23 protein-coding genes are annotated in these 26,860 nt (G+C 58.1%); 6 read left to right on the top strand and 17 right to left on the bottom strand.

Annotation, left to right across the window (positions count from 1 at the left end; all coding sequences use genetic code 11):
* Nucleotides 1–53: 53 nt before the first annotated feature.
* Nucleotides 54–815 (bottom strand): DeoR/GlpR family DNA-binding transcription regulator, encoded by a 762-nt coding sequence (locus tag GOW31_RS05795; protein WP_171168500.1) that lies wholly within the window; start codon nt 813–815, stop codon nt 54–56.
* A gap of 180 nt (nt 816–995) precedes the next feature.
* Here GOW31_RS05795 and glpD point away from each other — a divergent pair, with 180 nt between their 5' ends.
* Entirely contained in the window at nt 996–2,579 is a 1,584-nt protein-coding gene (gene glpD, locus GOW31_RS05790; RefSeq protein WP_171168689.1) for a glycerol-3-phosphate dehydrogenase, read from the top strand.
* 71 nt (nt 2,580–2,650) lie between these two features.
* Here glpD and GOW31_RS05785 read toward each other — a convergent pair whose 3' ends face one another.
* The 11 genes from GOW31_RS05785 to GOW31_RS05735 form a co-directional block, all read right to left on the bottom strand.
* Nucleotides 2,651–5,788: an efflux RND transporter permease subunit gene (locus GOW31_RS05785; RefSeq protein WP_171168498.1), complete on the bottom strand. Its 3,138-nt coding sequence runs from the start codon at nt 5,786–5,788 to the stop codon at nt 2,651–2,653.
* Nucleotides 5,789–5,791: 3 nt separating this feature from the next.
* Nucleotides 5,792–6,892: an efflux RND transporter periplasmic adaptor subunit gene (locus tag GOW31_RS05780; protein ID WP_171116571.1), complete on the bottom strand. Its 1,101-nt coding sequence runs from the start codon at nt 6,890–6,892 to the stop codon at nt 5,792–5,794.
* A 302-nt stretch (nt 6,893–7,194) separates the two neighbouring features.
* Complete coding sequence (metG, locus tag GOW31_RS05775; protein ID WP_171168496.1) at nt 7,195–8,940, bottom strand: methionine--tRNA ligase; 1,746 nt, start codon at nt 8,938–8,940, stop codon at nt 7,195–7,197.
* Between the two features lie 290 nt (nt 8,941–9,230).
* Nucleotides 9,231–10,451 carry an MFS transporter gene (locus tag GOW31_RS05770; protein WP_171116322.1) on the bottom strand — a complete coding sequence of 407 codons (1,221 nt, stop codon included), beginning with the start codon at nt 10,449–10,451 and terminating at the stop codon, nt 9,231–9,233.
* A gap of 80 nt (nt 10,452–10,531) precedes the next feature.
* The gene (locus tag GOW31_RS05765; protein WP_171168493.1) at nt 10,532–11,128 is read right to left on the bottom strand and encodes a YceI family protein; all 597 of its coding nucleotides are present in this window, start codon (nt 11,126–11,128) and stop codon (nt 10,532–10,534) included.
* Entirely contained in the window at nt 11,125–12,339 is a 1,215-nt protein-coding gene (locus tag GOW31_RS05760; protein WP_171168491.1) for a CynX/NimT family MFS transporter, read from the bottom strand. Before GOW31_RS05760 ends, GOW31_RS05765 begins: the two co-directional genes overlap by 4 nt.
* 62 nt (nt 12,340–12,401) lie before the next feature.
* Complete coding sequence (locus tag GOW31_RS05755) at nt 12,402–13,022, bottom strand: ImuA family protein (protein ID WP_171116317.1); 621 nt, start codon at nt 13,020–13,022, stop codon at nt 12,402–12,404.
* 48 nt (nt 13,023–13,070) lie between these two features.
* Complete coding sequence (locus tag GOW31_RS05750; protein ID WP_152457745.1) at nt 13,071–13,652, bottom strand: TIGR02281 family clan AA aspartic protease; 582 nt, start codon at nt 13,650–13,652, stop codon at nt 13,071–13,073.
* Nucleotides 13,653–13,694: 42 nt separating this feature from the next.
* On the bottom strand, nt 13,695–14,312 hold the full coding sequence (locus tag GOW31_RS05745) for a MarC family protein (protein ID WP_152457746.1): 618 nt from the start codon (nt 14,310–14,312) through the stop codon (nt 13,695–13,697).
* Between the two features lie 2 nt (nt 14,313–14,314).
* A complete protein-coding gene (locus GOW31_RS05740; protein WP_171168490.1) occupies nt 14,315–14,704 on the bottom strand; it encodes an ACT domain-containing protein in 390 nt (129 codons plus the stop codon).
* Nucleotides 14,701–16,551 carry an ABC-F family ATP-binding cassette domain-containing protein gene (locus GOW31_RS05735; protein ID WP_171168489.1) on the bottom strand — a complete coding sequence of 617 codons (1,851 nt, stop codon included), beginning with the start codon at nt 16,549–16,551 and terminating at the stop codon, nt 14,701–14,703. Before GOW31_RS05735 ends, GOW31_RS05740 begins: the two co-directional genes overlap by 4 nt.
* A gap of 106 nt (nt 16,552–16,657) precedes the next feature.
* Between GOW31_RS05735 and GOW31_RS05730 the strand changes: the two genes are divergently transcribed.
* The gene (locus GOW31_RS05730; RefSeq protein WP_171168687.1) at nt 16,658–17,860 is read left to right on the top strand and encodes a multidrug effflux MFS transporter; all 1,203 of its coding nucleotides are present in this window, start codon (nt 16,658–16,660) and stop codon (nt 17,858–17,860) included.
* A 114-nt stretch (nt 17,861–17,974) separates the two neighbouring features.
* A complete protein-coding gene (gene ndk / locus GOW31_RS05725; protein ID WP_068334875.1) occupies nt 17,975–18,397 on the top strand; it encodes a nucleoside-diphosphate kinase in 423 nt (140 codons plus the stop codon).
* Nucleotides 18,398–18,451: 54 nt separating this feature from the next.
* Here ndk and GOW31_RS05720 read toward each other — a convergent pair whose 3' ends face one another.
* A complete protein-coding gene (locus tag GOW31_RS05720) occupies nt 18,452–18,799 on the bottom strand; it encodes a TfoX/Sxy family protein (protein WP_171168488.1) in 348 nt (115 codons plus the stop codon).
* A gap of 305 nt (nt 18,800–19,104) precedes the next feature.
* Between GOW31_RS05720 and GOW31_RS05715 the strand changes: the two genes are divergently transcribed.
* The 3 genes from GOW31_RS05715 to GOW31_RS05705 are packed head-to-tail and all read left to right on the top strand — an operon-like array spanning nt 19,105 to nt 21,848.
* Nucleotides 19,105–20,625, top strand: coding sequence for a CHAD domain-containing protein (locus GOW31_RS05715; protein WP_171168487.1), 1,521 nt, complete (start codon nt 19,105–19,107; stop codon nt 20,623–20,625).
* 3 nt (nt 20,626–20,628) lie between these two features.
* Nucleotides 20,629–21,384: a ParA family protein gene (locus tag GOW31_RS05710; protein ID WP_171168486.1), complete on the top strand. Its 756-nt coding sequence runs from the start codon at nt 20,629–20,631 to the stop codon at nt 21,382–21,384.
* Nucleotides 21,381–21,848, top strand: a complete 468-nt coding sequence (locus GOW31_RS05705) for a CYTH domain-containing protein (RefSeq protein WP_171168484.1) — start codon at nt 21,381–21,383, stop codon at nt 21,846–21,848. The genes GOW31_RS05710 and GOW31_RS05705 overlap by 4 nt, the downstream gene beginning before the upstream one ends.
* Here the strand turns inward: GOW31_RS05705 and GOW31_RS05700 are convergent.
* The 4 genes from GOW31_RS05700 to GOW31_RS05685 all read right to left on the bottom strand — a co-directional run bounded on the left by GOW31_RS05700 (nt 21,845) and on the right by GOW31_RS05685 (nt 26,855).
* On the bottom strand, nt 21,845–23,215 hold the full coding sequence (locus GOW31_RS05700; protein ID WP_171168482.1) for an ATP-binding protein: 1,371 nt from the start codon (nt 23,213–23,215) through the stop codon (nt 21,845–21,847). The genes GOW31_RS05705 and GOW31_RS05700 overlap by 4 nt on opposite strands.
* Nucleotides 23,208–23,888: a response regulator transcription factor gene (locus tag GOW31_RS05695; protein ID WP_171168480.1), complete on the bottom strand. Its 681-nt coding sequence runs from the start codon at nt 23,886–23,888 to the stop codon at nt 23,208–23,210. Before GOW31_RS05695 ends, GOW31_RS05700 begins: the two co-directional genes overlap by 8 nt.
* Nucleotides 23,889–24,068: 180 nt before the next feature.
* Nucleotides 24,069–25,505, bottom strand: coding sequence for a DegQ family serine endoprotease (locus GOW31_RS05690; RefSeq protein WP_171168479.1), 1,437 nt, complete (start codon nt 25,503–25,505; stop codon nt 24,069–24,071).
* Between the two features lie 750 nt (nt 25,506–26,255).
* Nucleotides 26,256–26,855: an NTP transferase domain-containing protein gene (locus tag GOW31_RS05685; protein WP_171168477.1), complete on the bottom strand. Its 600-nt coding sequence runs from the start codon at nt 26,853–26,855 to the stop codon at nt 26,256–26,258.
* Nucleotides 26,856–26,860: the final 5 nt, after the last annotated feature.

Raw genomic sequence — 26,860 nt, 5'->3', positions numbered from 1 at the left:
AGTTCGATCTGGCAAGCCGCGCAACTCGCGCGGACGTTGTTATTTGCCCGCCTCTAGTCGCAGATGATGACATCTGTCTGCCACTCGCGACAGTGCTCTGGCAGCTTGCCGGGCAGGGGCAGGTCGCTATAGACCGTGTCAAGCTCGGCAATTGATCCTATCCGCGCCGGGGCCGAGCGTTGAAACTTCGAATGATCGGCAACCAGAAAAGTGCGGCGCGCCTTCTCGATGATGGCCTGGCTGACCTGAACCTCCTGAAAGTCGAAATCCAAAAGATCGCCATCCGTGTCCAGGGCCGAACATCCTATGACGGCGATGTCGAATTTGAACTGCCGGATGGCCGATACGGTCAGGTTGCCGATCAGCCCCCCGTCTGTCCGACGCAAAACGCCGCCGGCCATGATGATTTCGCACTCCGGGTTTTCGACAAGAATGTTTGCAACGTTCATGTTGTTGGTCACCACCAGCAGGTTCTTGTGGTTCAGCAACTGCCTTGCCACGGCCTCGGTCGAGGTTCCGATATTCATGAAAATTGATGCGCCATCCGGGATATCAGCTGCGCAGGTTTGAGCGATGCGGGTCTTGGCATCCGCGTTCAGCGCGCGGCGGTCCTCGTATCCGATATTTGAAACACCCGAGCGGAGAACAGCGCCCCCGTGAACCCGGTCCAGCTTGCCCGCATCTGCAAGTTCGGTCAGGTCGCGCCGGATCGTCTGAACGGTGACGCCAAAGCGTTCAGCCAGCCCCTCGACGGTAACGCGCCCTTCGGTGCTGGCGATTTCCAGAATGTCGGATTGGCGAAAGGACAAGGACATGGGCAGTTCCGGTGCAAAGGATTGATTTTCGTTTTTGTTCTTTTTGTCGATTTTGGCAAGCCAACTTGCTTGAAAATCATACCTGTGTTGCAAAAAGAAAATAAACGAACATAAACATTGACGAAGCGAAAGTCATTCTGGCTAATGCCCGCAACCGTGTCAGGCAGGGAATCAATGGATATGCAGTCAACGGACAACCAGATCACAGACCTTTTCATCATCGGTGGCGGGATCAATGGCTGTGGAATAGCGCGGGACGCCGCCGGGCGAGGTCTTTCGGTGACGCTGGCCGAGATGAACGATCTCGCTTCTGCCACGTCCTCTGCCTCGACCAAGTTGTTTCACGGCGGATTGCGGTATCTTGAGTACTTTGAAATTCGCCTGGTGCGTGAGGCCCTGATCGAGCGTGAAACCCTGCTGCGCGCGATGCCGCATATCAGCTGGCCCATGCGTTTTGTGCTGCCCTACCACAAGGATATGCGGTTTGATTCCGAAACGCCGACCTCGCGGTTGCTCAGCACGGTCATGCCGTGGATGCGCGGGCGGCGTCCGGCCTGGCTGATCCGGTTGGGCCTGTTCATGTATGACAATCTGGGCGGGCGCAAAATCCTGCCGGGCACGACGTCATTGAACCTGCGGTCAGCACCCGAGGGGGCCCCGTTGCAGGACAAGTTCGAAACAGCTTATGAATATTCCGACTGCTGGATCGAAGACTCGCGATTGGTGGTCCTGAATGCGCGTGACGCCGAGTCGCGCGGCGCGCAGATCATGGTCCGAACCGAAGTGACCTCGGCCGAGCGGGTCAGTGATCTTTGGGAAGTGTCCGTTCGGGATCGAAACAACGGTGAGACCCGTTTGGTCCGGGCCAAGATGCTGATCAATGCAGGTGGGCCCTGGGTGGGCGACATCATTCAATCTAAGATCCGCGTGAACTCTCGCGAGGGCGTGCGGCTTGTTCGGGGCAGTCATATCGTGACGCCCAGGCTTTACGATCACGACAAGTGTTATTTTTTCCAGGGCGAAGATGGCCGCATCATTTTCGCTATACCATACGAGCAGGATTTTACCTTGATTGGGACAACGGATCAGGATCATCCGGACCCGTCGACCAAACCGGTCTGCACCGAGGCCGAGCAGGATTACCTGTGCGCCTTCGCATCAAAGTACTTCAAAAAAAGCATAACGCGCGACGATGTCGTGTGGACCTATTCCGGCGTGCGGCCTCTTTATGATGACGGCGCAAGCAGTGCCACTGCTGCAACGCGGGATTACACGTTGAAAGTCGATGCGCAGGGCGGGGCGCCTGTTTTGAATGTGTTCGGCGGTAAGATCACGACCTATCGCAGGCTTGCAGAAAGCGCGCTTGAGAAGGTCGGTGAGTTTTTTCCGAACCTGCCCGGCCCCTGGACCGCTGGTGTCGCACTGCCGGGGGGGGATTTTCCGGTGGATGCCGTCGAAACCCTGAAAAGCGATCTTTTGGCGGCCTATCCCTTTTTGACCCAAAGCTGGGCTGCCCGCCTGATCAGAGCTTACGGGACCGAAGCAAGGGATGTTTTGGGTGATGCAAAACAGGTATCCGATCTGGGAGAGGATTTTGGCGCAACCCTGACAGCGAAAGAGGTCGCGTGGCTGATGGACAAGGAATATGCCCGTTCAGCCGAAGATGTGGTTTGGCGCCGCAACAAGCTGGGCTTGCGGCTGAGTGCCGAACAGATTTCGCGGATCGATCAATGGTTGTCCGAACGGTCCGCGGATAAGGGGTAGCCTGAAAACGCCTCGAGGCTGTCAGCGTATCTGCAAAAAAGCCCCATCAGTTCAGATGGGGCTTTCTGTGTTCAGGCGGCTTTTTCTGTAGGGTCGGGGTCGCTCTTGCTGCCCTTCAACCATTCCCGCATGCCTTGCATCAGGGCATAGAGCACGGGCACCACGATCACACCAACCAGTGTTGCGGCCAGCATCCCGCCGAACACCGCGACACCAATCGCCTTCTGGCTGGCGGCACCGGCTCCGTTCGCGGCCAGCAGGGGGACAACGCCAAGCAGGAAGGACAGCGCAGTCATCATTACAGCGCGAAAACGCTGATACGCAGCCTCTGCGGCGGCCTCTTTGATGGAAAGCCCCTTGGCGCGTTGCTCCATGGCGAACTCGACGATCAGAATACCGTTCTTCGAGGCCAGCCCGACAAGCATGATCATACCGATCTGCGTATAGAGGTTGATGTCACTGCCCACGATGGCCACGGCTGCCACGGCACCAAACAAAGCCACGACAACGGAAAGCAGGATTGAAACAGGCAAGGTCCAACTTTCGTACTGACCCACCAGGAACAAGTAACCGAACAGGATGGCAAGCCCGAGGATGATGATCACCAGACTGCCCGAAGCCAGCTGCTGCTGCGCTGTCCCCGTCCATTCGAACGCATAGCCCGGGGGCAGGGCGGTTGCGGATTCTTCGGTCATCACGCTGATTGCATCGCCGCTGGACAAGCCGGGTGCAGGGACCGCCGTCACCGTGGCCGACCGGAACAGGTTGTGGCGCTTCAGAAGGACCGGACCCAGCACGTTTTCAACGTCGATCAGTGTCCCCAGCGGCACCATGTCTCCGTTTTGAGAACGGACATAGAGGTTCGCGATATCTTCGACATTGTCCCGATAGGTCCCATCGGCCTGAATCATCACGCGATAGACACGGCCGAACAGGTTGAAGTCATTGACATAGTAAGACCCCAGCTGCGCCTGCATGGTCTGAAAAATCTCGGCGACCGAGACATTAAGCGTTTTGGCCTTTTCGCGGTCCAGATCAACGAACAGCTGCGGGACGTTGGCGCGGAAGGTTGTATAGGCCTGCCCGATCTCGGGTCTCTGATTGGCCGAATACACGAACGAACCCACGGCCGAGGCCAGATCCTGCGGTGTGCCACCGCCGGTTTGCTGAACTTCCATCTCGACACCGGCGGACATACCAAGGCCCTGGATGGGCGGTGGGTTGAAAGCAAGGACCGAAGCCGCTGATTCACCGTTCGCGATCGCCAGCACTTTGGCCAGAATGGCGTCCGCGCTCAGATCGTCTTCCTGCCGTTCGCTCCAGTTTTCGAGGTTGACGAAAATCGCAGCGCCGTTGGTGATCGTGCCGTTCAGCATCGAAAAACCGTTGACCAGAACCGTGCTCGCGACGCCCGGGATTTCACTTATCTGTTCATCCAGACGTGCGGTCACCGCCTCGGTCCGTTCCAATGTTGCGGCATCAGGCAACTGTACATCAACGAACAGATACCCGTTGTCTTCAAGCGGAATGAATCCGGCTGAGGTGTTGGACATGATTGTTCCGGTTCCCATGCCAAGCCCAACCACGATGGCCAGCGCAATGGCCGGAAAAACCAACAGCTTTCGTACAATGGCCACATAGCCGTTGCGTACGGTGCCGATGAAGTTTTCGAACATCGCAAGCACCCCTTTGGGAGGGCCGGACCGGGGGCGAAGAACCAAGCCGCACAGGGCAGGCGAAAGGGTCAGCGCGTTGATGGACGAGATTACGACAGCGGTCGAGATCGTGACCGCAAATTGTGAATACAACCGCCCCGAGATGCCGGGCATGAACGTCACCGGCACGAACACCGCCAAAAGAACCAGTGTGGTCGCGATGACCGGACCCGTGATCTGGCCCATGGCTTTTCGGGTCGCTTCAGCAGGGGGCAACCCTTCATCCGCAATGATGCGCTCCACGTTCTCGACGACGACGATGGCGTCATCCACCACGATACCGATGGCCAGCACCAAGGCGAACAGCGAGATGGTGTTCAGCGACATCCCGAACGCTAGCAGGAAGGCAAAAGTACCGATCAGGGATACCGGGATTGCCACGGCTGGAATGATCGTTGCGCGCCAACTTCCCAGGAACACGAACACAACCGAAATAACCAGAATGAAGGTCAGGATCAGGGTCGAGACCACGTCGTTCAAAGATGCCTCGACAAAGTCGGTCGTGTTGAAGGGGACATCATATTCGACATCCGTCGGAAAGGCGCGGGACAGCCGCGCCAATTCCGCCTGCACACGTTCCGAAACCGCCAAAGCGTTTGCACCGGGGGCCTGATAGATGCCGATGACCGTGGCTGGAACCGCCTGAAAATAGCCCGAAGCCGCATAATATTCTGCGCCAAGCTCTACCCGGGCGATGTCTTTGACGCGGACGATGGCACCGGCGTCACCTGTTCGGATCACGATGTCACCGAATTCCTCTGCGGATGTCAGGCGGCCTTTGGATTTGATCGTGTATTGAAACGTCTGCCCCTCGGGAACGGGTGGCGCACCGATCGAACCGGCGGACACTTCGATATTCTGTTCCCGGATCGCATTGATGACATCCCCCGGTGTGATGGACAGTGCCGCCATCTTGTCCGGATCCATCCAGATCCGCATGGCGTATTCAAGGTTGGTCAGAACATCGGCTTTGCCGACGCCCTGCACCCGCGCCAGCGCATCGCGCAGATTGATCGAGGCATAGTTCGACAGGAACACACTGTCATAGGTCCCATTGGGTGAGGTCAGAGTGACCAGCATCAGCATGTTGGTCGAAGATTTCTGTGTCACCACACCGGACGAAGTCACTTCGGCTGGCAGCGATGACATGGCCTGCGCCACCCGGTTTTGAACGTTGACCGATGCGATGTCGGGATCGGTGCCGACCTCAAAGGTCACATCCAGCGAATAGGACCCGTTGTCCGATGATCTGGACGTCATGTAAATCATGTCGTCCACACCGTTGACCTGCGCCTCAATCGGCGCGGCAACAGTGTTTTCAACGGTCTCGGCGTTTGCGCCTGTATAGGTGGTCGAGACGTTGACCACAGGCGGCGTGATATCGGGGAACTGCGCGACCGGCAGCACCAGGTATCCGATACCGCCCATGATGGTCAGCACCAGCGAAATGACGAGCGCCAGCTTGGGCCGGCTGATGAACAGGGCTGAGAACATCTGTTACTCTCCCGGTTGCTCAGAGGCGACGACTGCGTCAACAGCGACGCCGGGGCGAACCCGTTGCAGGCCCTCGACAATTACGCTTTCGCCTTCGCGCAGCCCGTCCAGCACAATAATCGCGGTTCCAACCGTGTCACCGGTGGTGATGTAACGCTGTTCAACCATCTGCTTGTCGTTGACGACCAGGACAAACTCGCCCCGCTGATCGCGCTGCAAGGCGGCTTGAGGCACCAGAACCTGCAAGGTCGGTTCCAGCGCTTCGATCTGCACATTCACAAAGGCGCCGTCCAGAATCAGCCGGTCCGCGTTGTCGAACTGGGCGCGAATGGTAATTGCGCCGGTCAATGGGTCGATACGGTTGTCAACGAATACAATTCTGCCGACTTCATCCATCTCGGTGCCGTTGGGCAGGATGACGTGCACGTTCGGGCTTTGCGGGCTTTCCGCCAGCGATGCCGAGTTTTCACCATAAGTCTGTAAGACTGAGGTGAAGAGCTTTTCGTTCAACGAGAAATTCACATATATGGGCGTCTCGCTGACGATATTGACCAGAGGAGGGTTGTTTGGCCCGACCACATCTCCGACGCTGGTCGTGATCCTGCCGATACGGCCGTCGAATGGCGCATGTATCTGCGTGTAGCTCAGGTCAAGCTCGGCCTGCTGGATCGCAGCATTGGCCGCCTTCACCTCTGCCTCGGCGACCAGTTCGTTGGCGCGGGCAATGTCGCGTTCTGACTCTGGCGTCGCGTCGCGTTTGTAGAGCTCTTCTTTACGCGCCAGATCGACCTTTGCCAGTTCAAGATTTGCTTCGGCCCGGTTCAGATCGGCCTTTCGGGCCTCAAGCGTCGCCTCGTACAGGTCGGGTTCGATGGTGAACAGCAGATCGCCTTCTTTGACAGTCGCCCCATCCTCGACCTCGCGGCTGTTGAGAAACCCGTTCACCCGCGCCACGATATCGACCTTGTTGATTGCCTCGGCACGTCCGATGAACGTGGCTTCGTCGGTGATTTCCTCGGTATAGGCCGCCGCTATGGAAACCTTTGGTGGTGCCCCTTCTTCCTGCGCGGTCGCCGGATGCGCCAAACCCAAGGACATCAGCATGAATGCGGCGGCCAAATGCCTGCTGATCTTGTTGGGTGAAAGGAATGCTGGGGACATGGCGAAAGCCTCGTTCGATGCAGAAACAAAAGATGCCGACCCAGTCGCCACGGCGACGTGAGTCGGAGGAACCTTGTCTCAGGATGACTTTTTTGTGCCGATATCTCAAGCGTGATGAGTCCCGCGCCGGTCGGGACGGATGTCAAAAGTTCAAGCACTTATGCTGGCTTAGGCACTGACGTGGCCGCGGGGCTTGAGCAAGAGAGGCCCGAAATGGGCCCCCTGCGTCCAATGCGCCGGACCGATCAGTCGCGGGTTCCCGCGAACCTGTCCTGCCATTCTTCGCGCTGTTCATCCGTTATCTTGGCGAACAGAACGTCTGGCACGGTAAAGTCGTGGCCGGACGGCAAGGCGTTCAACGCGGTGGCAACATCTTCGGGCCAGCTGGTATCCAGCGTGTTCATCACGCTCAGCATGCGGGCCGAGGTTTCGGGGATGAACGGTGCGCTGAGAACGGCGTAAAGCCGGATCAGGTTCAGGCCAAGACGTACCTGTGCGGCGGCCTGCTCGGGGTCTTCTTTAAATGTGGACCACGGAGCTGCGGCCTGTAGATATTCATTTCCTGCGACCCAGATTGCCCGCAGCTCCTGCGCGGATTTGCGAACCTCCATCGCCTCCATATGGCCTTCATAGGCGCGGACACGTTTGGTGAGCTCTTCGATCAAAGCCTGTTCGCGGGGGCCGAACTGTCCACCTTCGGGCACGGTTTCACCAAATTTCGAGCGGCAGAATTTGGTGATCCGGCTGACAAAGTTGCCCAGAACGTCTGCAAGGTCCTTGTTCACCGATTGCTGGAAGTTCTCCCAGGTGAATTCGCTGTCGCTGCTTTCGGGCGCATGGCTCAGCAGCCACCAGCGCCAATAATCGGCAGGCAGAATATCCAGCGCCTGATCCATGAAAACGCCACGGCCCTGGCTGGTCGAAAACTGGCCGCCGTCATAATTCAGATAGTTGAACGACTTGATGTAATCCACCAGCTTCCAGCGTTCGGGTGATCCGGTCTCTTCATTATGCGCGTTGGTGCCCAGGATGGTGGCCGGGAAGGACAGCGTATGGAACGGCACATTGTCCTTGCCCATGAACTGGACGTAGCGCACGTCGTCCGCGCCCTTATCGGTGCGCCACCAGCGTTCCCAATCCGCATCGGTCCTGCCGTTGGCATCCGCCCATTCCTTGGCGCAGGCGATGTATTCAATGGGGGCGTCGAACCAGACGTAAAAGACCTTGCCTTCCATCCCCGGCCAATCCTGATCGCCTTTCTTGACCGGTACACCCCAGTCCAGATCGCGGGTAATGCCACGGTCCTGCAAGCCGTCGCCGTCATGCAGCCACTTCTTGGCAATCGAAGTGGTCAGGACCGGCCAGTCCGTCTTGCTGTCGATCCACGCATCCAGCTTGTCCTTCATCGCGGATTGACGCAGATACAGGTGCTTGGTCTCGCGCACTTCCAGGTCGGTCGATCCGGAAATGGCCGAACGCGGCTCGATCAGGTCCGTCGGATCCAACTGCTTTGTGCAGTTTTCGCACTGGTCGCCGCGCGCGCGATCATAGCCGCAATTGGGGCAGGTGCCTTCGATATAGCGGTCAGGCAGAAAGCGACCATCGGCGTTGGAATACACCTGTTTCTCGCTGACTTCGCGGATCAGGCCCGCGTCATCCAGCTTGCCCGCAAAATGCTGGGTCAGGCGCTTGTTCTGCTCGCTGGACGAATGGCCGAAGTGATCGAAGCTGAGGCCAAACCGGTTGGCGATATCAGCCTGAATCGCATACATGTCGGCGCAATACTCCGCCACCGGCTTGCCGGCCTTGGCGGCGGCCAGCTCGGCGGGTGTGCCGTGTTCATCCGTGGCGCACAGGAACATGACCTCGTTCCCCCGGCCACGCTGGTAACGCGCGTACAAATCAGCCGGCAATTGCGAGCCGATCAGATTGCCGAGGTGTTTGATCCCGTTGATGTAGGGGATCGCCGAGGTGATGAGAATCCGAGCCATGATCCGTTTCCGCGTAACTGTCTGCGCGCCCGTCTACATGATGTGATCGCCTAGCAAAAGCCCGGCATTGACCTGCTTGTCGATTTAGACCCCGAAGGCAACGAAAATCGTGCTGCCGCAACGATCTGGATCGCGTTCCGGGGACATGCCCAAAGCTTTTGGGGCAAGCAGAGGGACTTCACCTCTTTGAATCCGAGTCGCAGTGCCCCGTACTTGTTCCATACCGAGCCGACCGAAAAGGTCGGGGTGATCACAAAAGACATTCAAAGAACACGGGGGTGCCCAGTTTTTCACTCTTCCCGCGACCGTTTCAGAAGGCGACCAATCGTGAATGAAGTGCGCGGGGCGTAAACATAATTCGTGCGCTCCTCGGGGGTTGGGCGTGACCGCATCCGCGCCAGACCAAACACGATCAGGAAGACATGTCCGAACGCCACGAAGGCAAAAAGGGCACCCGGGCCAAATTGCTGGATCAGGGTCGAGGTTATGTAGGGCGATGCAATTGCCCCCAAGGCAAACCAGAACATCAGGGCAGCCGAGAGTTCCACCCGTTCCTCGGTCGTGGCAAAGTCGTTTGCGTGGGCGGATGAGACCGAGAAGATCGGAAAGGTTGTCAGGCCAAAGAACACGGCCGCCGACATGACCCCGATCGTTCCGGTGCCGCTGGCTGCCATGGTGACGCCGCAGCTGAGTACCGCGGCAGCCGACAGCCAGATAAGGACCCAGCGCCGGTCATATTTGTCAGCCAGCCAGCCGACGGGGTATTGAGCAAGCGCTCCACCAAGTACGAAAGAGGCCAGGAAGAATGCGATCTGATCGACGCCAAGTCCGACCTCTTGCCCGTAAACCGGACCCACCATTCGGAACGAGGCCGAACTGAGCGCGGCCACGATCACGCCAGCCACGGCCAAGGGTGAGCTGCGCCAAGCCAGCTTGGGTTTCAGGCGGGGCGCGTCAGGTGTCTTGGGTTGGCTTGCTTTGGTCAGCGTCAGCGGCAGCAGTGACGCACAGCACAGGATCGCCAGCAGGTTATACGAGACGTAAGAGGCCGGGGGCAGAACGGCGATAATCAACTGGGCGCACAGGGACGCGCCCATATCCGCGATCCGGTACGTTCCCATTGCACGCCCTCGGGTTTCATTGGTGACCTTCGCGTTCAGCCAGGCCTCGATCACCGTGTATGCGCCTGCCACGCAGGTGCCCGAGGCCACACGCAGGGCGGCCCAGATATATGGGTTTTCGGTCAGCGTATGTCCGATGAGGCCCATCGCGCCCAACGCGGTGCAAACTGCAAATGCGCGCGAATGACCGACATTGCCCATCAGACGTGGTGCCCACCAGCAGCCGATGAAAAACCCCAGAAAGTGCGAAGACCCCAAAAGACCGATCTGTTCGGTCGTGAAATCCAGCGTGATGCCGGATATGGCATCGAGTGGCCCGACGCCTCCTGTCGAAAGCTGAAGCAGAATGACCGAAAGAAACAGGGCTGCAAATGAAATGATCGTGCGCATGGTGGTCTCAGATTGGCAGGGTCGCCGCACAATGCGCGCATCAATTCGACTTTAGCGAGTCGTTTTTTGCCGTTCGGCGATCAGGTCGCGCGTATGATCTCGGCGCGGATGTCCAGGCCGACGGTGTCGTCAACCAGGTCAGGATAGCCCGAAGCTCCGAAGTCGTGCCGGTTCAAAGCGCCCTTCAGGCCAATGGTCAGGCGGCTCAGATCGTTCACTGCACTTCCTACCTGCCGGTACAGATTGGCCTCCAACGTGATCGGGCGGGTCACGCCGCGGACCGTCAGATCACCCGTGATCCGAGCGCCATCTGATATCCGCCCTTCCGCGCCCAGTTGTATGTCCGTTGACACAAACCGGATCGTTGGGTGCTGCTTCGCGTCCAAAACGCTGGGGCTGAGCATGGGCATACGGGCAAAGGGAAGCCGCGTTCTGGCTTTGCTGACGTCCAGTGTCACCGTGACCTGGCTGTTCTGTAGCCGACCTGTGTCAATCTGAACATTGGCGGTCCGGATCGGCATCGTCCCTGACTGTGTCACCCCCGCAAGATCAAACGTGAACCCGACCCGGGTGCCTTCATCCGACAGGATGTATGGCCGCAATGCGGCTTGTGCCGCCTGGGTCAGGGGCAGGGTTGCCAGCCCGGCAAGCAGGCTGCGACGGGTCAGAAGGATCATGCCATGACGCTTTCCCGTGTGGGGCGGGATCTTCTGAGCAGCATCAGAATGATCGCAATGTTCAGACCATTCCAAAAGATGCCATTCACGAACGCCAGTTGGTAGCTTCCGGTGAGGTCGTAGATCCATCCTGACATCCAGCCACCGAGTGCCATGCCAAGAATGGTCATCATCATGACGAACCCGACCCGCGCACCAGCTTCTTGCGGCGGCATGTATTCGCGGACAATCAACGCATAGCTGGGCACGATGCCGCCCTGTGCCAGACCAAAGAGCAGGCTGATGGCATAAAGCGACACCATTCCATCGTAGGGCAGGAACAGGAACAGGGCGATGCATTGCAGGAGCGAACCGATCAAAAGCGTCATGACTCCGCCCAGCCGGTCAGCCAGCAGACCCGAGATGATCCGGCTGACAACACCACCCAATAACATCAGTGACAGCATCTCGGCCCCGACCGCGGGCCCATATCCCAGCCCGACGCAATAGGAGACGATATGAACCTGTGGCATCGACATGGCGACGCAACAACCGATCCCGGCCAGGCCCAGAATATATTGCAGCGCGCGCGGTGACACACCGACACTTCGTGCATTGATTTGGGCGGATGCTGCGGCGGTGCTGTGTGCCTCGACCGGAACCCTGCGGCGTAGCAGCAGCGACAGGGGAATGACGACGACAAGCGTCAGCACGGCGAGCGTCAGATAGACCTGTTGCCATCCATCCCGCGCCAGAATTCCGGACAGCATGGTGGGCCAGATGGCGCCGGACAGGTAATTCCCACTGGCGACCAACGCGACGGCAATGCCGCGCCGTTTCATGAACCAATGTGAGATATCTGCGATCAGCGGGCCAAACCCAATCGATGTGCCCAGCCCCAGCAGGAGATGCGCCGCGGATAGCAACATTATGCTCGGTGCCAGCGTTGCCAGCACATAGCTCAGCGCACTCAAGACGGCTGCTCCGATCAGGGCGCTGGTGACGCCCAGCCGGTCCACCACCTGCCCCAGCCACATGTTGCCCAGGGCAAAACCGATCATCGCCAAAGTGTACGGCATCGAGGCTTCGGCACGACCGGCCCCGAATTCGGTTTCGACTGCGGGCATGACCACGATCACGGCCCACATGCCCACATTCGCCACTGTTGCAATGGCGAGCGTGATCAGAAGGCGAAGCCAGGAATAGCGGCTGTCATGGATCGGATGGCTCATGTGGTGACGCTAGGGCGCGGCCCGCGTTTTGACCAGTCACATCTTGCGTGATCCGTGTGGCTTTATGCCGGTGTGTCTTTGGTTTCGATCCGTTCCAGATGCAACCCGGCACGGGCGGCGGTCATGGTGGCCTGCCATGTGACCGGGGGCAGGGCACGGGCGCGGCGGCGTGTCAGAGCCCAGATCCGAGCCTCATCCCGATGGGTGGCCGCCATGTGCCAGCGCGTTTCAACCCCTTGCGCGCCGCCATCTCCGGGTGTCAGCAGCAAACCAAGCGGAGCCCGCCCCATCGCACCCCCCTGTTCGGCGGCCAGATGCATCCGGCGTATCGGCGTGAGCCCCGGTGCGCCGGGCAGGTCGCCGATGATCAGCGGAATGGCCCCGCTGCGCAGCGCCTCCTCCAGGCACCACAGCAGATCTTCGGCACGGGTGGGATGAACAAAAATGAACCGGGCCGGATCGGCAAAGGCCATCATCCCATCGGGGTTCAGCTGGCCGGGTTCCCAGGCGGGGGAAATCCACAAGACCGGCCCCTGCGTCTGACCGGCCAGCCACATGGCAAAGCTGCGCCGGGCGGGGCCGCATGCCTCGTGCACGCGGCCCAGTTCCAGGGTGATCTGCGGATGGAGCTTTACCCCCGGCGCCTGACGCGCAGTTTTGTGGCCAAGAAGTTGAGTGGACATGCCGGAATGCTAGCATGTTCTATTTTTGTTCTCAAGTGATCAGGGCCGTCAACGAGACAGGATCAACTTGCCATTTGCAAATTGGACGCTCGAGAAACGATGCAGATATTCCATCCCCAAAAGCGATTTATCCAGCTCGCCCTCATTGACCCAGGCCGATACGTTCTGGTCGGTAATGGGGCCTGCGGTCAGGGTGTCAAGCCGCACCGGCGCCGTGCGCACCTCGCCGTTGGCGGTCAGGGCGCGGCCGAAATAGTTCAGTTGATCGGGATCGATGCCTACACGTTCTGCGTCCCGGGCACTGAGAACGATCTGGCTGGCGCCGGTGTCGACAAGAAAGTTGATCGGCTCACCATTCACCAAAACCGGAAGGTAATAATGACCATCATAGGCACGAGGCACCTCGATCGCGTTGCCGGTGACGGTCATCTGCGGGGCAGGGCCAACCGAAGACCGGATGTCTTCCCACAGGCCGATGACGGCGATGACGCCAACAAAAATGAACACCCAGGCCATCACCTGCTGCAACGTCTTGTTCAGGGACTGGCGGTTTTGCGAAACGAACCAGAACGCGACGGCCAGCCCAAGCACGACCAGATAGACCAGTTGTCCGATATCGACGCTGTCCACAGGGTTCACCCCACTCAAATTGCACGTCACATATATGGGGGTTTAAGACGCAAAACCAAAGGCCTTGAGGCCATCGAGAATGAACTGCACCGACAAGGCCGCAAGCAACATCCCCAGCAGCCGGGTCAACACGTTCAGCCCGGTCTTGCCCAAAACCCGCGCGACCGCGCCAGAGGTCAGATACATCACGAAGACCATTGCCAGCACAACCAGCATCACACCGATGACAATAGCAAGGCCCTGAATGCCCGGCTGCTGGCCCGCAAGCAGAATCATCGTTGCAATCGATCCGGGGCCTGCAATCAGCGGGATGCCCAGGGGAAAGACGGACGGATCCGGGTGTTCCTCTTCCTCGGCGCTGCTTTCGCGTCGCTTGGTGCGGCGTTCAAACAGCATATCCAGCGCGGTCAGGAACAGCAGGACACCTCCTGCAACGCGGAACGCTTCCATCGAGATGCCAACAAACCCCAGAAGGGCTTCGCCAAAGGCGGCAAACAGGGCCAGGATGAAACCCGCCGTCAGGCAGGCCCGAATGGCAATGGACCGGCGCGTGTGCCAGTCCATACCCTGTGTCAGCGCCACGAAGATCGGCGTTTGCGCGGGCGGATCAAGGACCACGAAAAGCGTTGTGAACGCGGTAATCAGAAATGCACTGTCCATTGCTATCTGCTGCTCCGTTGCAGGTCTTGCAGGATACGCATGGCATCTTGCGAACAACCTGATGGGACATAGACGTGATCGTGATGATACCCCGCGACCATGTTCGCGGGAATGCCGGCCCGTGCCAGCGCGCTGGAAACGGCGGCGGTCAAACCAACACCTTCCAGCGAGGAATGAACCTGCAACGTGATGCACCGCATCGCGACAGCATCTTGCGGAGCCGCCGCGATCGGGACGACAAGAGACTGCCCTTCGGCCTCGGCGCAGCTGGCCCGCGTGCCCTGTGGCCAAGGTTTGTCTTCAGGCCATACGACAAAGGCAAATTCACCGGGCTGCAAGTCGGGATGCATACCCGCAATCATGGCGTCGGTGTCCGTGATGGGCGTGCTCATGCGGTTTCTGCCTGTTCAAGCCGTTCGGCGGCCGCGACCCACAATGCCTCGGCTTTTTGCATGGCCTCAGTGACTTCGGTGAACTTGCGGTTCCAGGTTTCCAGATCGTTGATCCTGTCGTCCTCGTACAGCGCCGGATCGGCCAGTTTGGTCGAAAGCTTGTCATGCATTTCCGTCAGCTTTTCGATCCGGTCCTCGCATTTGCGCAGATCCGCACGCAAGGCCAGTATCGTCTCGCGCGGGGGGCGTTTCGATTTGACCGCCCGGGGCTTTTCCCTGACGGGTCTGTCGCGCGCCAGCAGCAGGGACCGATAGGCTTCAAGGTCGCCGTCGAAAGGTTTGACGGTACCGTCCGAAACCAGCCAGAGTCGATCCGCGACAAGGCTCAGCAGGTGCATGTCGTGACTGACCAGAACCACCGCGCCGGAATAAGCCGTCAGCGCCTCGACCAGCGCCTCGCGGCTTTCGATGTCAAGGTGGTTGGTCGGCTCGTCAAGGATCAGCATATGGGGCGCGTCGATCGTGGCGAGCAGCAGTGAAAGCCGCGCTTTCTGTCCGCCCGACAGGCGCCCGACCTCGGTTTCCGCCTGATCCGCATTCAACCCGAACCCGGCCAGTCGCGATCGCCACTTGCCCGGCGCTTCGTCAGGGCGCAGACGGCGCAGGTGGTCCAGCGGCGTTTCGTCCACGTAAAGCTCATCCACCTGATGCTGTGCGAAATACCCGATGCGCAGCTTGTTGCTGCGGTTCATCTTACCCGCCATAAGGGGCAGCCGGTCCGACAGCAGCTTGGACAAGGTCGACTTGCCCTGTCCGTTCTTGCCCAACAGCGCGATACGGTCATCCTGATCGATACGCAGGTTCAGGCGGCGCAGCACTTCGGTTTCGCCATAGCCGGTGACGCCGCCTTCGATCTGGATGATCGGTGGAGACAGTTCCTCGGGTTCCGGAAAGCTGAAGGCGCGCAGGGCGGCCTCTTGCGGGGTCGAGACCAGTTGGATGCGTTCGATCATCTTCAGGCGCGACTGGGCCTGAACGGCCTTCGAGGCCTTGTAGCGGAACCGATCCACAAAGCTTTGCAGATGTGCGATGCGGGCCTTGGCCTTGGCGTTTTCCGATTCCGCCTGTGCCAGCCGTTCCGCACGGCGTTCCGCGAACTTATCGTAGGGCACGGCGTAATAGGTCAGCTTGCGGTCTTCCAGATGCAGGATCGAACCCACGGCGCGGTTCAGAAGGCCGCGGTCGTGGCTGATGGTGATCACAGTGTGCGGATATTTGGCCAAATAGCTTTCCAGCCACAGCGCGCCTTCGAGGTCCAGATAGTTGGTCGGTTCGTCCAGCAGCAGCAGATCGGGCTGAGAAAACAGCACCGCCGCCAGCGCAACGCGCATCCGCCAGCCGCCCGAGAAATCCGAACAGGGGCGCTGCTGGTCTTCGTCGTCAAAGCCCAACCCCTTGAGGATCGAAGCCGCGCGGGCCTCGGCGGACCAGGCGTCGATATCGGCCAGACGTGTCTGAATTTCAGCGATACGTGTCGGGTCTTCGGCGCTTTCGGCCTCGGCCATCAACGCACTGCGTTCGGTATCGGCAGCCAGGACCGTGTTGATCAGCGAAACGTCAGAAGAGGGCACCTCTTGCGCCACGCCACCGATCCGAGCGCGTTTCGGGACCGAGATATTACCCGATTCCAAAGCCAACTCGCCCCGGATCAGGCGGAACAGCGTGGTCTTTCCGGTTCCGTTCCGACCGACAAGGCCAACCTTGTGACCATCGGGAATCGTCGCGGTTGCGCCGTCAAACAACGGGCGACCTTCAACGGCATAAGTGATGTCTTCGATCCGTAACATGGGGCGCTCTTAGCAGAGCTGTGTAGCCACCGCCAGCGGCTCGGCATGTTCAAGCTTTCAGCAATGTGATAGCGCTGTGTCGTTTGCTATTCAGAACGGTTTTCACATGCGCGCGGCCCGGACACCTCCGCACTTGGTCACTCTGATTTTTGCCACGGCACTGTCGGTTTTGTCACTGAACATGTTCCTGCCGTCTTTGGCCCACATGAGTACGGATTTCGGTGTAGATTATGGCTTGGTTAACCTGTCGGTTGCCGGGTATCTGGCGGTCTCAGCCGTGTTGCAACTAATCATGGGTCCGCTTTCCGATCGTTACGGGCGCAGACCGATACTATTGATGTGCATCACCATCTTCGTCATCGCCTCAATCGGATGCTTTCTGGCCGAGGCCATTTGGACGTTCCTAGGCTTTCGTCTTTTGCAGGCCGCGGTGGTGGCTGGGTCAGTTCTGTCCAGCGCATCGATCAGAGATCGGTATCCGCCGAACGAGGCTGCAAGCAAACTGGGGTATGTGGCGATGGCCATGGCTTTGGCCCCAATGCTTGGCCCTATGCTAGGTGGGACACTCGACATGCTCTTTGGCTGGCGCTCGGGGTTTGTTCTTTACACTGTGCTGGGGGCAGGGCTGCTGGTTTTGCTTTGGTTCGACATGGGCGAGACCAATACAAACCGCTCTTCAACCTTTACAGCCCAATTGCGCGAGTATCCGGATCTGTTCCGCGCCCGCCGATTCTGGGGCTATGCCTTATGCGCATCGTTTTCGATTGGTGGGTTCTACAGCTTCATCACCGGCGCGCCATTGGTTGCTGCCGCATGGTTTGATCTGAGCCCTGCCATGTTGGGACTTGGGATTGGTATCATAACAGGCGGGTTCATGGTCGGTAACTTCGTTACTGGTCGGATCGCGGCACGGACACGTCTGACCACAATGATCCTGATCGGCCGCGTTGTGGCTTCGACCGGGCCATTCTGCGGATTGCTTCTGTTCATCGCCGGGCTGGGGTCAGTCTGGGTATTCTTCGGTTCGGCCATCTGCGTTGGGTTCGGCAATGGGCTGACCAATGCAAACGCTTCGGCAGGGGTCATGTCCGTGCGACCCAAACTGGCAGGCAGCGCGGCAGGGTTGTCTGGGGCGATGGTGGTCGGGCTTGGCGCGATCCTGACCTCGATGACGGGTGCGTTTGTCAGCCCTGAAAACGGGCCGTTTCTGGTTCTGGGCATGATGTGGGCCAGCAGCTTTGCAGGTTTGCTTGCAGTGCTTTACGTTCGGCGTCTGGACCGGGTAGACCCTTTGCCGGATACATTCTGAGCGCCAAAGCGGCAGGCAAACCATCATAACACTTTTCATGAGCGAAAGACCGTGGTACGCGGCGCGCGATGGATTTCGGCGCGGACCCGCGCCACATTGTAAGGAGAGGCCGACATGGCACTGGAACGTACATTCTCGATCATCAAACCCGACGCAACGCGCCGCAACCTGACTGGCAAGATCAACGCCAAGTTCGAAGAAGCCGGGCTGCGTATCGTTGCGCAGAAGCGCATCCACATGACCAAGGAACAAGCCGGCAAGTTCTACGAAGTACATGCCGAGCGTCCGTTCTATGACGAACTGTGCGAATTCATGTCGTCGGCTCCGGTCGTTGTTCAGGTTCTGGAAGGCGAAGGTGCCATTGCGAAGAACCGTGAAGTCATGGGTGCAACCAACCCGGCGGACGCAGCACCGGGCACCATCCGCGCGGAATTTGCTGAATCGGTTGGCGAAAACTCGGTCCATGGTTCGGATGCACCGGAAACAGCGGCTGTTGAGATCGCATATTTCTTCTCGGGCATCGAACTGGTCGGCTAAACCGGTTTTTTGCCGAAAGATCGGGCCGCTCCGCCAGGAGCGGCCTTTTTTTGTTCAGACCTGCTTTAGATCTTTGGGTTCAACCCGAACCCCGACGGCATCCAGATCGGCAACCATCCGGTTTTCCGGCGCGGCGCTGTTGCCGGCCTTGATCGCGTCGAAACGTTGTCGCAGCTTCTTTTTCTCTTCACCCTTGCAATCATTCCAGGGGCGTCCCTGAAGCCCCATCACCAAAACATAGTAGCCGATGAAATGTGCTTTGGTACCAGCCCGCAAAAGCCGGGCATAGGCTTCATCCGGTCCCAGCTGTCGCAGTTCATCAGCCGAGTGGATGCCGGCGCGCGCGCAGGCCTGCTCGAAAGCCGGGCCAAGGTTGCGGATCGAAGAAACTGGATCGCTCATGAGCCTGTCTTAATTGCACCTCTGGGGTCTGTCACCCATGTTTGCGCGTTGGCGAAACATAATGCCTTGCTGTCTTCTGGTGTTTCCGCTCTCATGAAGTCATGCTGCCTCGGCGGTCCGGGTTTCAAAAGCCAACAGATACCAAACGCGGGTCGGTCCAGGGCCAGACAAACTGCTGACCAAGGTAAAAGCCGAATACGCTGAACGTGATGAAGGATCAGAACCGTCGAAGAAGGAACCAGCGTGCAGAAGATCGTTGAGACAAATGTCATTGAACACCTGAAAACGCCCCGGATTGGTGGATCATGACCGAACCTTCAGGTGTTCAGTGCATTCTGTCCCGATCCATTGACAAAGCGCATGTTGAAAAGCTCATTCCCGGGTTCACGATCAGGATCGGCCCATCAACGGAATCGAGATCTTTCGTGCTTTTGGATTGCCACGATCAATCGTTGCGGAATTCAGGTCGTGTTCTGGTCGAGGTCGCAGAAACACTGTGGCTTTTCCAGAATGGCCGTGCGCCGCTGTCTCAACGCTGCAAGGGGCAGGGGCGGTTTGTTCAAGACCTGCCGCAGGGTCCAGTGACAAGGGCTTTGAAGGGTTTCCCCAAACTGCGTGCGCTGATGCAGATCGGAACCGGAGAGATTCAGACGAAACCCCTCGTCATATTGGATGAGCTTGAGAAAACGTTGGTCAGGGGAACGGTTTGGTGCCTGTCTTCGCAGACGGGTCAGGCAGCAATCGTTCAGCTTCAGCGGCTGCGGGGGTATGAGAAAGAATTTCAAAAAGTGAACACCGCGATATCCGCCTTGTCCGGGGGCGGGCCGGGTGTCGAAGCGCTTTGTGCCGGACTTTTCCCGGGCATGGCCGCCTATCGGGCCAAGCCAGAGATCAAGTTGGGAAAAGCTGAGCCATCTATTCAGGTCGCGGCAGATATCATTCAAACATACCTGCAAGTTGCCCGGCAAAACGAATATGGGGTGATTGCCGATATCGACACAGAGTTTCTGCATGATTACCGGGTGTCATTGCGAAAGGTCCGATCCGTGATCAGCCTGTTCAAAGGCGTATTTTCCGACGCGCAGACAGTGCAATTGAAGCGTGTCTTTTCCGATCTCATGGCCGCCACCGGGCGTATGCGTGATCTGGATGTCTACCTTCTGGAAAAAGATAAATACTTCAGTCTGGTACCGCCCAGTCTTCACGCGGGCCTGCAAGAGATGTTCGACCTTTTCGAGAAGGAGCGCGCCAAGGAACTGTCACGCTTGTCCCGCCGGTTGCGCAGTGACGAATACGACGCCCGTATGTCCGATCTGACGGCGATGTTCAACGGAACGGATCACCTGACGCCCGGATCAAACGCGAAACGGGCAGCACATGAATACGCGTGCACATTGATCTGGAAACGGTATCGCAAGGTCTGCAAAATCGCACGCGGTATCACCGACGAAACTCCGGACGAAACCGTGCATGACCTTCGTATCGATTGCAAGAAACTGCGCTATCTGATGGAGATTTTTGGGCCTCTGTTCGATGAAAAGAGCTTCAAGAACATCATCAAGCCGTTGAAAAAGCTACAGGACAATCTGGGCGTGTTCAACGACTGCTCTGTTCAGCAAAAGTCCTTGTTGGCTTTTGTCGCGCAGCACAGCGACACGCGGGGTCATGTGGATGCGCGGATGGGTCTGGCCGTGGGGGGATTGATTGCGATTCTGGATCAACGCCAAAAGGCCGAGCGGAGCCGCGTGATTGCCAGCTTTCAGAAATTCGACGGGCCGGAAACCCGGCACTTGTTCCGGACCTTGTTTCACCGACAAAAGGAGTGAGGAATGAAGATCATTGCCTGTTACAGCAACAAGGGCGGTGTCGGCAAAACCGCAACTTCGGTGAACCTTGCTTATTCCTATGCGCAGGCGGGGCAACAGGTGCTGTTGTGTGATCTCGACCCCCAGGGCGCATCGGGGTTCTACTTTCGGGTGAAGCCTTCGAAAAAGCTGACGGATGCGCGGTTTTTCGAAGATGTGGAACGGTTTACCAAGGCAATCCGGGCCAGCGATTTCGAAGGGCTGGACGTGCTTCCGGCGAACCTGACCTTCCGCGACTTCGACGTGTTCCTGTCGCGGATGCGAAACAAACGCTCGCGGCTGAAAAAAGCTTTGATTGCCGCGGGCAGCGACTATGACGTGATCATTCTGGATTGCCCGCCCAATTTTTCGACCCTGTCCGAGAATATCTTCAAAGCTGCCGATGAAATCGTCGTGCCGGTCATTCCGACGCCCCTGTCCGAGCGGAGTTTCGATCAGCTGGTGCGCTTTTTTGAACAACACAAGCTGCGCAAGAAAAAACTGCGGGCCTTTTTTTCGATGGTACAACACCGGAAGGTTTTGCATCAGGAAACCATGAAGGCGATGCGCAAGCTGTATCCAAAACGCTTTTTGCAGACGGTGGTTCCTTTCGCTGCGGATATCGAAAAGATGGGTCAGTATCGTGCCCCGGTCTGTACCTATGCCGGGCGCAGTGCGTCTTGTGCGTCTTACAGGGCGCTGTTTGAAGAGCTGGAAAACGGAGTGATTTCGAACCAATGAGCAAGGAAATCGAGCGCAAGTTTCTGGTTTCAAGCCTGCCGGACCTGAGCAAAGCGAAAAAAGCCGTTGTACGACAGGGTTATCTGACGGCCCCCGACGATTCCACCGAGCTGCGGCTGAGGCAAAAGAACGATGCGTATTTCCTGACCTTGAAAGGGGTTGGTGGCCTGGTCCGGGTAGAGCGCGAGGCCGAGATCACCGCGGATCAGTTCGAAACCTTCTGGCCGGAAACGGAAGGGCGCAGGGTTGAAAAAGAGCGCTACACCGGCCATTTGCCCGATGGTCTGCTGTTCGAGCTGGACGTCTTTTCAGGCGATCTGGCGCCGTTGCGTCTGGTCGAGGTGGAGTTCACTTCGGAGGAGCAGGCCAAAGGATACGTGCCACCGGATTGGTTCGGCGCGGATGTCACCGCCGACACGCGTTACAAGAACAAGACCATGGCGATACACGGTGTTCCGGATTAACGCTGTTGTGCCAGATTGATCGTGGTTTCCAGCCCGGGATCGCAGTTCCGGGCGGCAAATTTCCCACCGTGCATATGTGAAATTGCGGCCACCAGCGCCAGGCCCAAACCCGCATTGCGTTCCGTCCGCGCGGGGTCAAGTGTCACGAAGGGAAGCTGAAGGCGATCCAGTTCTTCAGGCGGAACGCCGGGGCCACGATCCCTGACGCTCAGTTGGGTGAAACCGTCGCGAGTACCGATCGAGATCGTGATTGCAGTATGTTCCGGCGCGTAACGCATTGCGTTTTCCAACAGATTGGAAAGAGCTTGCGACAGAAGGGGCCGGTGCCCCTGAATGGCAGGGGCGGAACCCTTGACTTCAAGCTGCACGCCTTGATCGGCGGCGACCGGGTCATAAAGCTCGACAACATCACCAACAAGTTGCTGCAAATCGATGGTTTCGAATTGCTCGCGCCCCAGGCCGGCCTCGGCCCGAGAAATTTCGGTGAGCTGCCCCAGAACCCGCAGGACGTGATCGATTTCACCCGTCGCCCGCGCAATGTCGATCTCGCGATCCAAGTCGCTTTTGTCGGGTTCAGAGAGGGCCTCGACCCTTTGCCGCAGGCGAGACAAAGGTGAGCGGAGATCATGAGCAATCGAATTAGATGTGGTCCGAAGGTTGCTTATCAACTCCTCGATCCGGTCAAGCATGTTGTTCAATGTGCCTGAAACCTGATCGAATTCGTCCCCGGTTCCGCGCAGCGGCATCCGTTTTGACAGATCGCCTGAAACGATATTCTCGGCCGTACTGGCGATATCCGAAAGGCGCGAAAACACCAAACGCGTGAACAACCAGCCGGTGATGACGCTCAGAACCAAAGCAATCCCAAGCGCCAACGCAACCGAGCGAAACAAAACCCTGTCGAATTGCTGGCGCGACGCTGCATCCCGTCCAACCAGCAGGCGCTCGCCGCCCGGAAGGCGGATGGATGCAGCTGAAACCGGCACAAGCTGATCATTGTCGGCCCGGCGCAATTCCAAGTCCACCCAACCGCTTCCAGCGGCAATGTTCACCGGCCAAGACTTGAGATTGCCGACAAGTTTGACCCCCAACCTGTCTGTCAAAAGATACAGCGCGTCCCGCTCGGCGGCACTTGGCAAACGGCGCTCAATTGCAGTGATCAAACCTATCAGCCCACGCCTTTCGTATTCATCCGCAAGCCCTGTCAACTCGGCTGACACGACCGAGCGGGTTTCGGCCTCGATGCTTCGATTGGCGGTCACATAGACGATGGCGAGTACAGACGCCGTCAGAATCGTGCTCAGAAACATGCTGGTTGCAACCAGCCTTGTGCGGGAATTGTTCAGGGAAAGCCGAAGGTTATCCATCGGACATCATGTAACCCGCTCCGCGGACAGTTTCAATCAATGGCGCGTCACCGCCTTCGTCCAATTGGCGCCGCAACTTCGAAATATGCACGTCCACGACGTTGGTGTTTGGGTCAAAATGATAATCCCAAACGCCTTCAAGCAACATGGTGCGCGACACCACGCGGTTTTTGCGGCGCAGGAAAAATTCGAGAATCTGAAACTCACGCGGTGTCAGGGTGATCTCGTGCCCGTCGCGTGTGACCTTGCGGGTCAGCAAATCCATCTGAAGGTCTTTGCAAGTCAATGTCGGCGACTCTTCGGATTCCTGAGGGCGACGCAAAAGGGCTTCGATTCTGGCGTGCAATTCCTGAAACGAGAACGGCTTGACCAGATAATCGTCAGCGCCCGAGCGCAGCCCTTTGACCCTTTCGTCCACGGCGCTCATCGCCGTCAGCATCAAAACCGGAGTTTTCAAACCGGCGGCCCGCATCGACTTGATCAGCGACAGCCCATCCAGACCGGGCAGCATCCTGTCCAGAACAATGGCGTCAAACCCACCGTCCGTGGCATGGTACAACCCCTCACGACCGTCAGCCGCGGTTTCGACCACATACCCCTCTTCGCCAAAACCTTTGGCGATGAAGTCCCTGGTGTCAGCATCATCTTCGACGATCAACAGACGGCGGCTCATGGTCGGGATCCTTTCTTTTGATATTTAAACACAAATTTTAACTAAAGCATATGGTTAGAAGAAGTTCTTGCCGGGTGCTGGGCCGGCACCCGGCAAGCCCGGCGGATAGTGGACAACTCTGATCCGCCGGGTGAGGCGTGCGCCGAAAATCCCCATCAAGCGGCGCACGCATGTTCAAGGTCAGGCCAGTTCGACCGCGACAAAAATCTGGCTGCCGCCACGGTTGATCAGCACCAGGGCAGGATCGGTTTTCTCACTGTCAAGCGCAGCCTTCAGCGCATCCGGAGTGACAGTGTCCTGATTGCCGAGCTTGACGATCACATCGCCGCGCTGCAGGCCAGCCTTTGCCGCAGGGCTGTCGGGCTTCAGGTCGGTGACGACGACGCCCTCGACGGTTTCAGCAACACCGGTTTCTGCCCGAACCGCTTCGGTCAGGGGGGCCACGGTCACACCCAGAGTTGTTCCCGCAACTTCCGCCTCGACTGGTTTGTCGGCCTCGGCCGATGCGGCCTGATGCTGGCCAACCGTCAAGGTCACCGTTTCCATCTTGCCGTCACGCAAAACGGTCAGAGTGCTGTCGGTGCCGACCTTGGTCGTACCCACAAGGATGGGAAGGTCACCGCTGGACTCCACGGCATCGTCGTTGAAGGTCAGGATAACGTCTCCCTGCTTCAAGGCACCGTCTGCCGGGCTGCCGGCAACCACGTCAGACACCAGCGCACCCGAGGAAGCCTCGATTCCCAACGCTGCCGCAAGTTGTGGGCTTACGTTCTGGATCGACACGCCCAGCCAGCCGCGGCTCACCTGTCCGTCATCCCGCAGATCGGCCGCGATGTGTTCAACGATGTTCGACGTGACGGCAAATCCAAGCCCCACAGAACCACCGCTGGGTGAATAGATGGCCGAGTTCACACCGACCACTTCGCCATCCATGTTGAACAGGGGACCGCCCGAGTTGCCTTTGTTGATCGCTGCATCTGTCTGGATGAACTCGGCATAAGGGCCTTCCGAGATGTTGCGGCCTTTTGCCGAAACGATGCCTGTGGTCACGGTCGAGCTCAGGCCGAAGGGGTTGCCGATGGCGACCACATCTTCACCTACGCGGATCTCGTCACTGTCGCCAAGCTCCACGGCTTGCAGGTCAGTTCCTGCATCAATTTTCAGAACCGCGATATCCGTCAGCGGGTCCGTTCCGACCACTTCGGCTTCGAAGGTACGGTCATCGCTGAGCCTTACGGTCACGGTCGAGGCATTGTCGACGACATGGTGATTGGTGACAATGTATCCGGCTTCGTCCAGAACAAATCCCGAACCCAGGCCCTGAGACGGGCCGCGTTGCGGCATGTTGAACCCTTCGGGGCCGCCGAAGCGTTTGAAGAATTCACCAAAAGGGTGACCTTCGAAGTCAAAGTTTTGCCCCTGGGTTGGGGTCGGCGCTGTATCTTGTTCAGCGATGATGGTTACGACCGAGGGTGAAACGGTCTCAACCAGATCGGCCAATGCCTCGTCCGCCATGGACGGTATAGCCGTCGTTGCCAGTAGGGCCGCGCCGAGCGCGCTGACACCCACCCAGTTGGAAGTGCGGGGAAGTAGAAGCGAGGATTTGCGGATGCTCATTTGTGTCTCCTGATTATCGTCACGCAGTTGCGGCTGCGCGTTGAGACAACAGTTGCATGCTCAGAATTGGCGTTTCCTGACTGATCAATTAATAAATCTTAATTTTGCCACAAAGCCGGTGTTGGGTTGCGGTCGACGTCGATCGGGATTCGCGGAATTTCACCGATCCGCACCAGAGCGAATCGGAGGATTGTTGCTAAAAATGGCGTCAAACTTTCAAAAATATTGAATTTGTTTTGTTTTGTTGACAATCATCCTTCCGAATGATGGAGAAAAAAGCTGCTCTTCCAATGGTTGTGGGTGGGTCTGTGTGAGGCATGGCTTGACACACCAAAAATCTTATTGAGTGCGGATATCGGTGAATAAGTTTGCGCTTAATCACGAATCGCTACCCCTTCCGAATTTGAGCAGTCTCCTTTAAGTTGATCCTGGTCTCGCGCGATGTTGCGTAAAAGCCATTCGCAGAAGACCCAAATTAACCATTCCTTCCAATTTTACGTTGTTTCGAGCGATCGGATAAGTGAGGATGAAGATGCCCAAGTGAGGGGAGCCAAAAGCGCTAGGGGGCGCTGGCGGCTAACTCGATCACCAAAAGTGATAGCGGCGTGTTAACGAGGGGGTCTTGTTTAGGTTTGGCTGTTTGGGAGTCGGAGTGTTTCTGAAAGCACACTGGCCACACTTTGGAGATTGAGCAAAGTGGTAGTCCTGTTTTGGGCACCGGCCCGGTCGATAAGACCGGGCCGTGTTTGTTCAAGGGGCATGTTTTTTGCGCCAAGCCTTCCAGTCACCCGGGGTATCCAGATCCAAAAGTGCGTTTCGGCCAGGCAGCGGATGCAGATGAACAAAGTCTTTATGCTTCCGCACGATCTCTTGTGCACCGTCGTCCCCCTGCAACTGTGACAGTTGACCAAAAAGGGATCTGTCAAACACCACCGGATGACCGGGTTTTCCATCCTCGGTTGTACCACGCCAGATCAGGTAGTCGGGATGGGTTAGTCGCGCTTTCAGGATTGTTGCCAGGTCAGCCTGAGTCAGATCGGGCAGATCGGCCAGCAAAACCATCGCGGCGGATGCATCCGGCGGCAGTTTTTGGATTGCGGCGCGCAAACTGGCGTTCATGCCTTCTGCCGCATCCCGGACCGGAACGATCTGGACATCCATGTCATCAAGTGCGCCATATCTGGGATTTGGTTCAGGGGGCAGGGCGACAATCACAGGACCCACGGCGGAGGCTGTGCGTGCCGAGCGGGCTAGTAACGGAATGCCGTTGATCGGCTGCATCAATTTGTCGATGCCGCCCATGCGGCTGGATTGACCCGCTGCCAAAAGGATAATGGGTATTTCGGTCATTTCGG

Origin of the sequence: Ruegeria sp. HKCCA0370 (assembly GCF_013033705.1) — a bacterium.
Lineage (GTDB): Bacteria > Pseudomonadota > Alphaproteobacteria > Rhodobacterales > Rhodobacteraceae > Ruegeria.
This window is presented reverse-complemented; position numbering and strand designations above follow the sequence as displayed.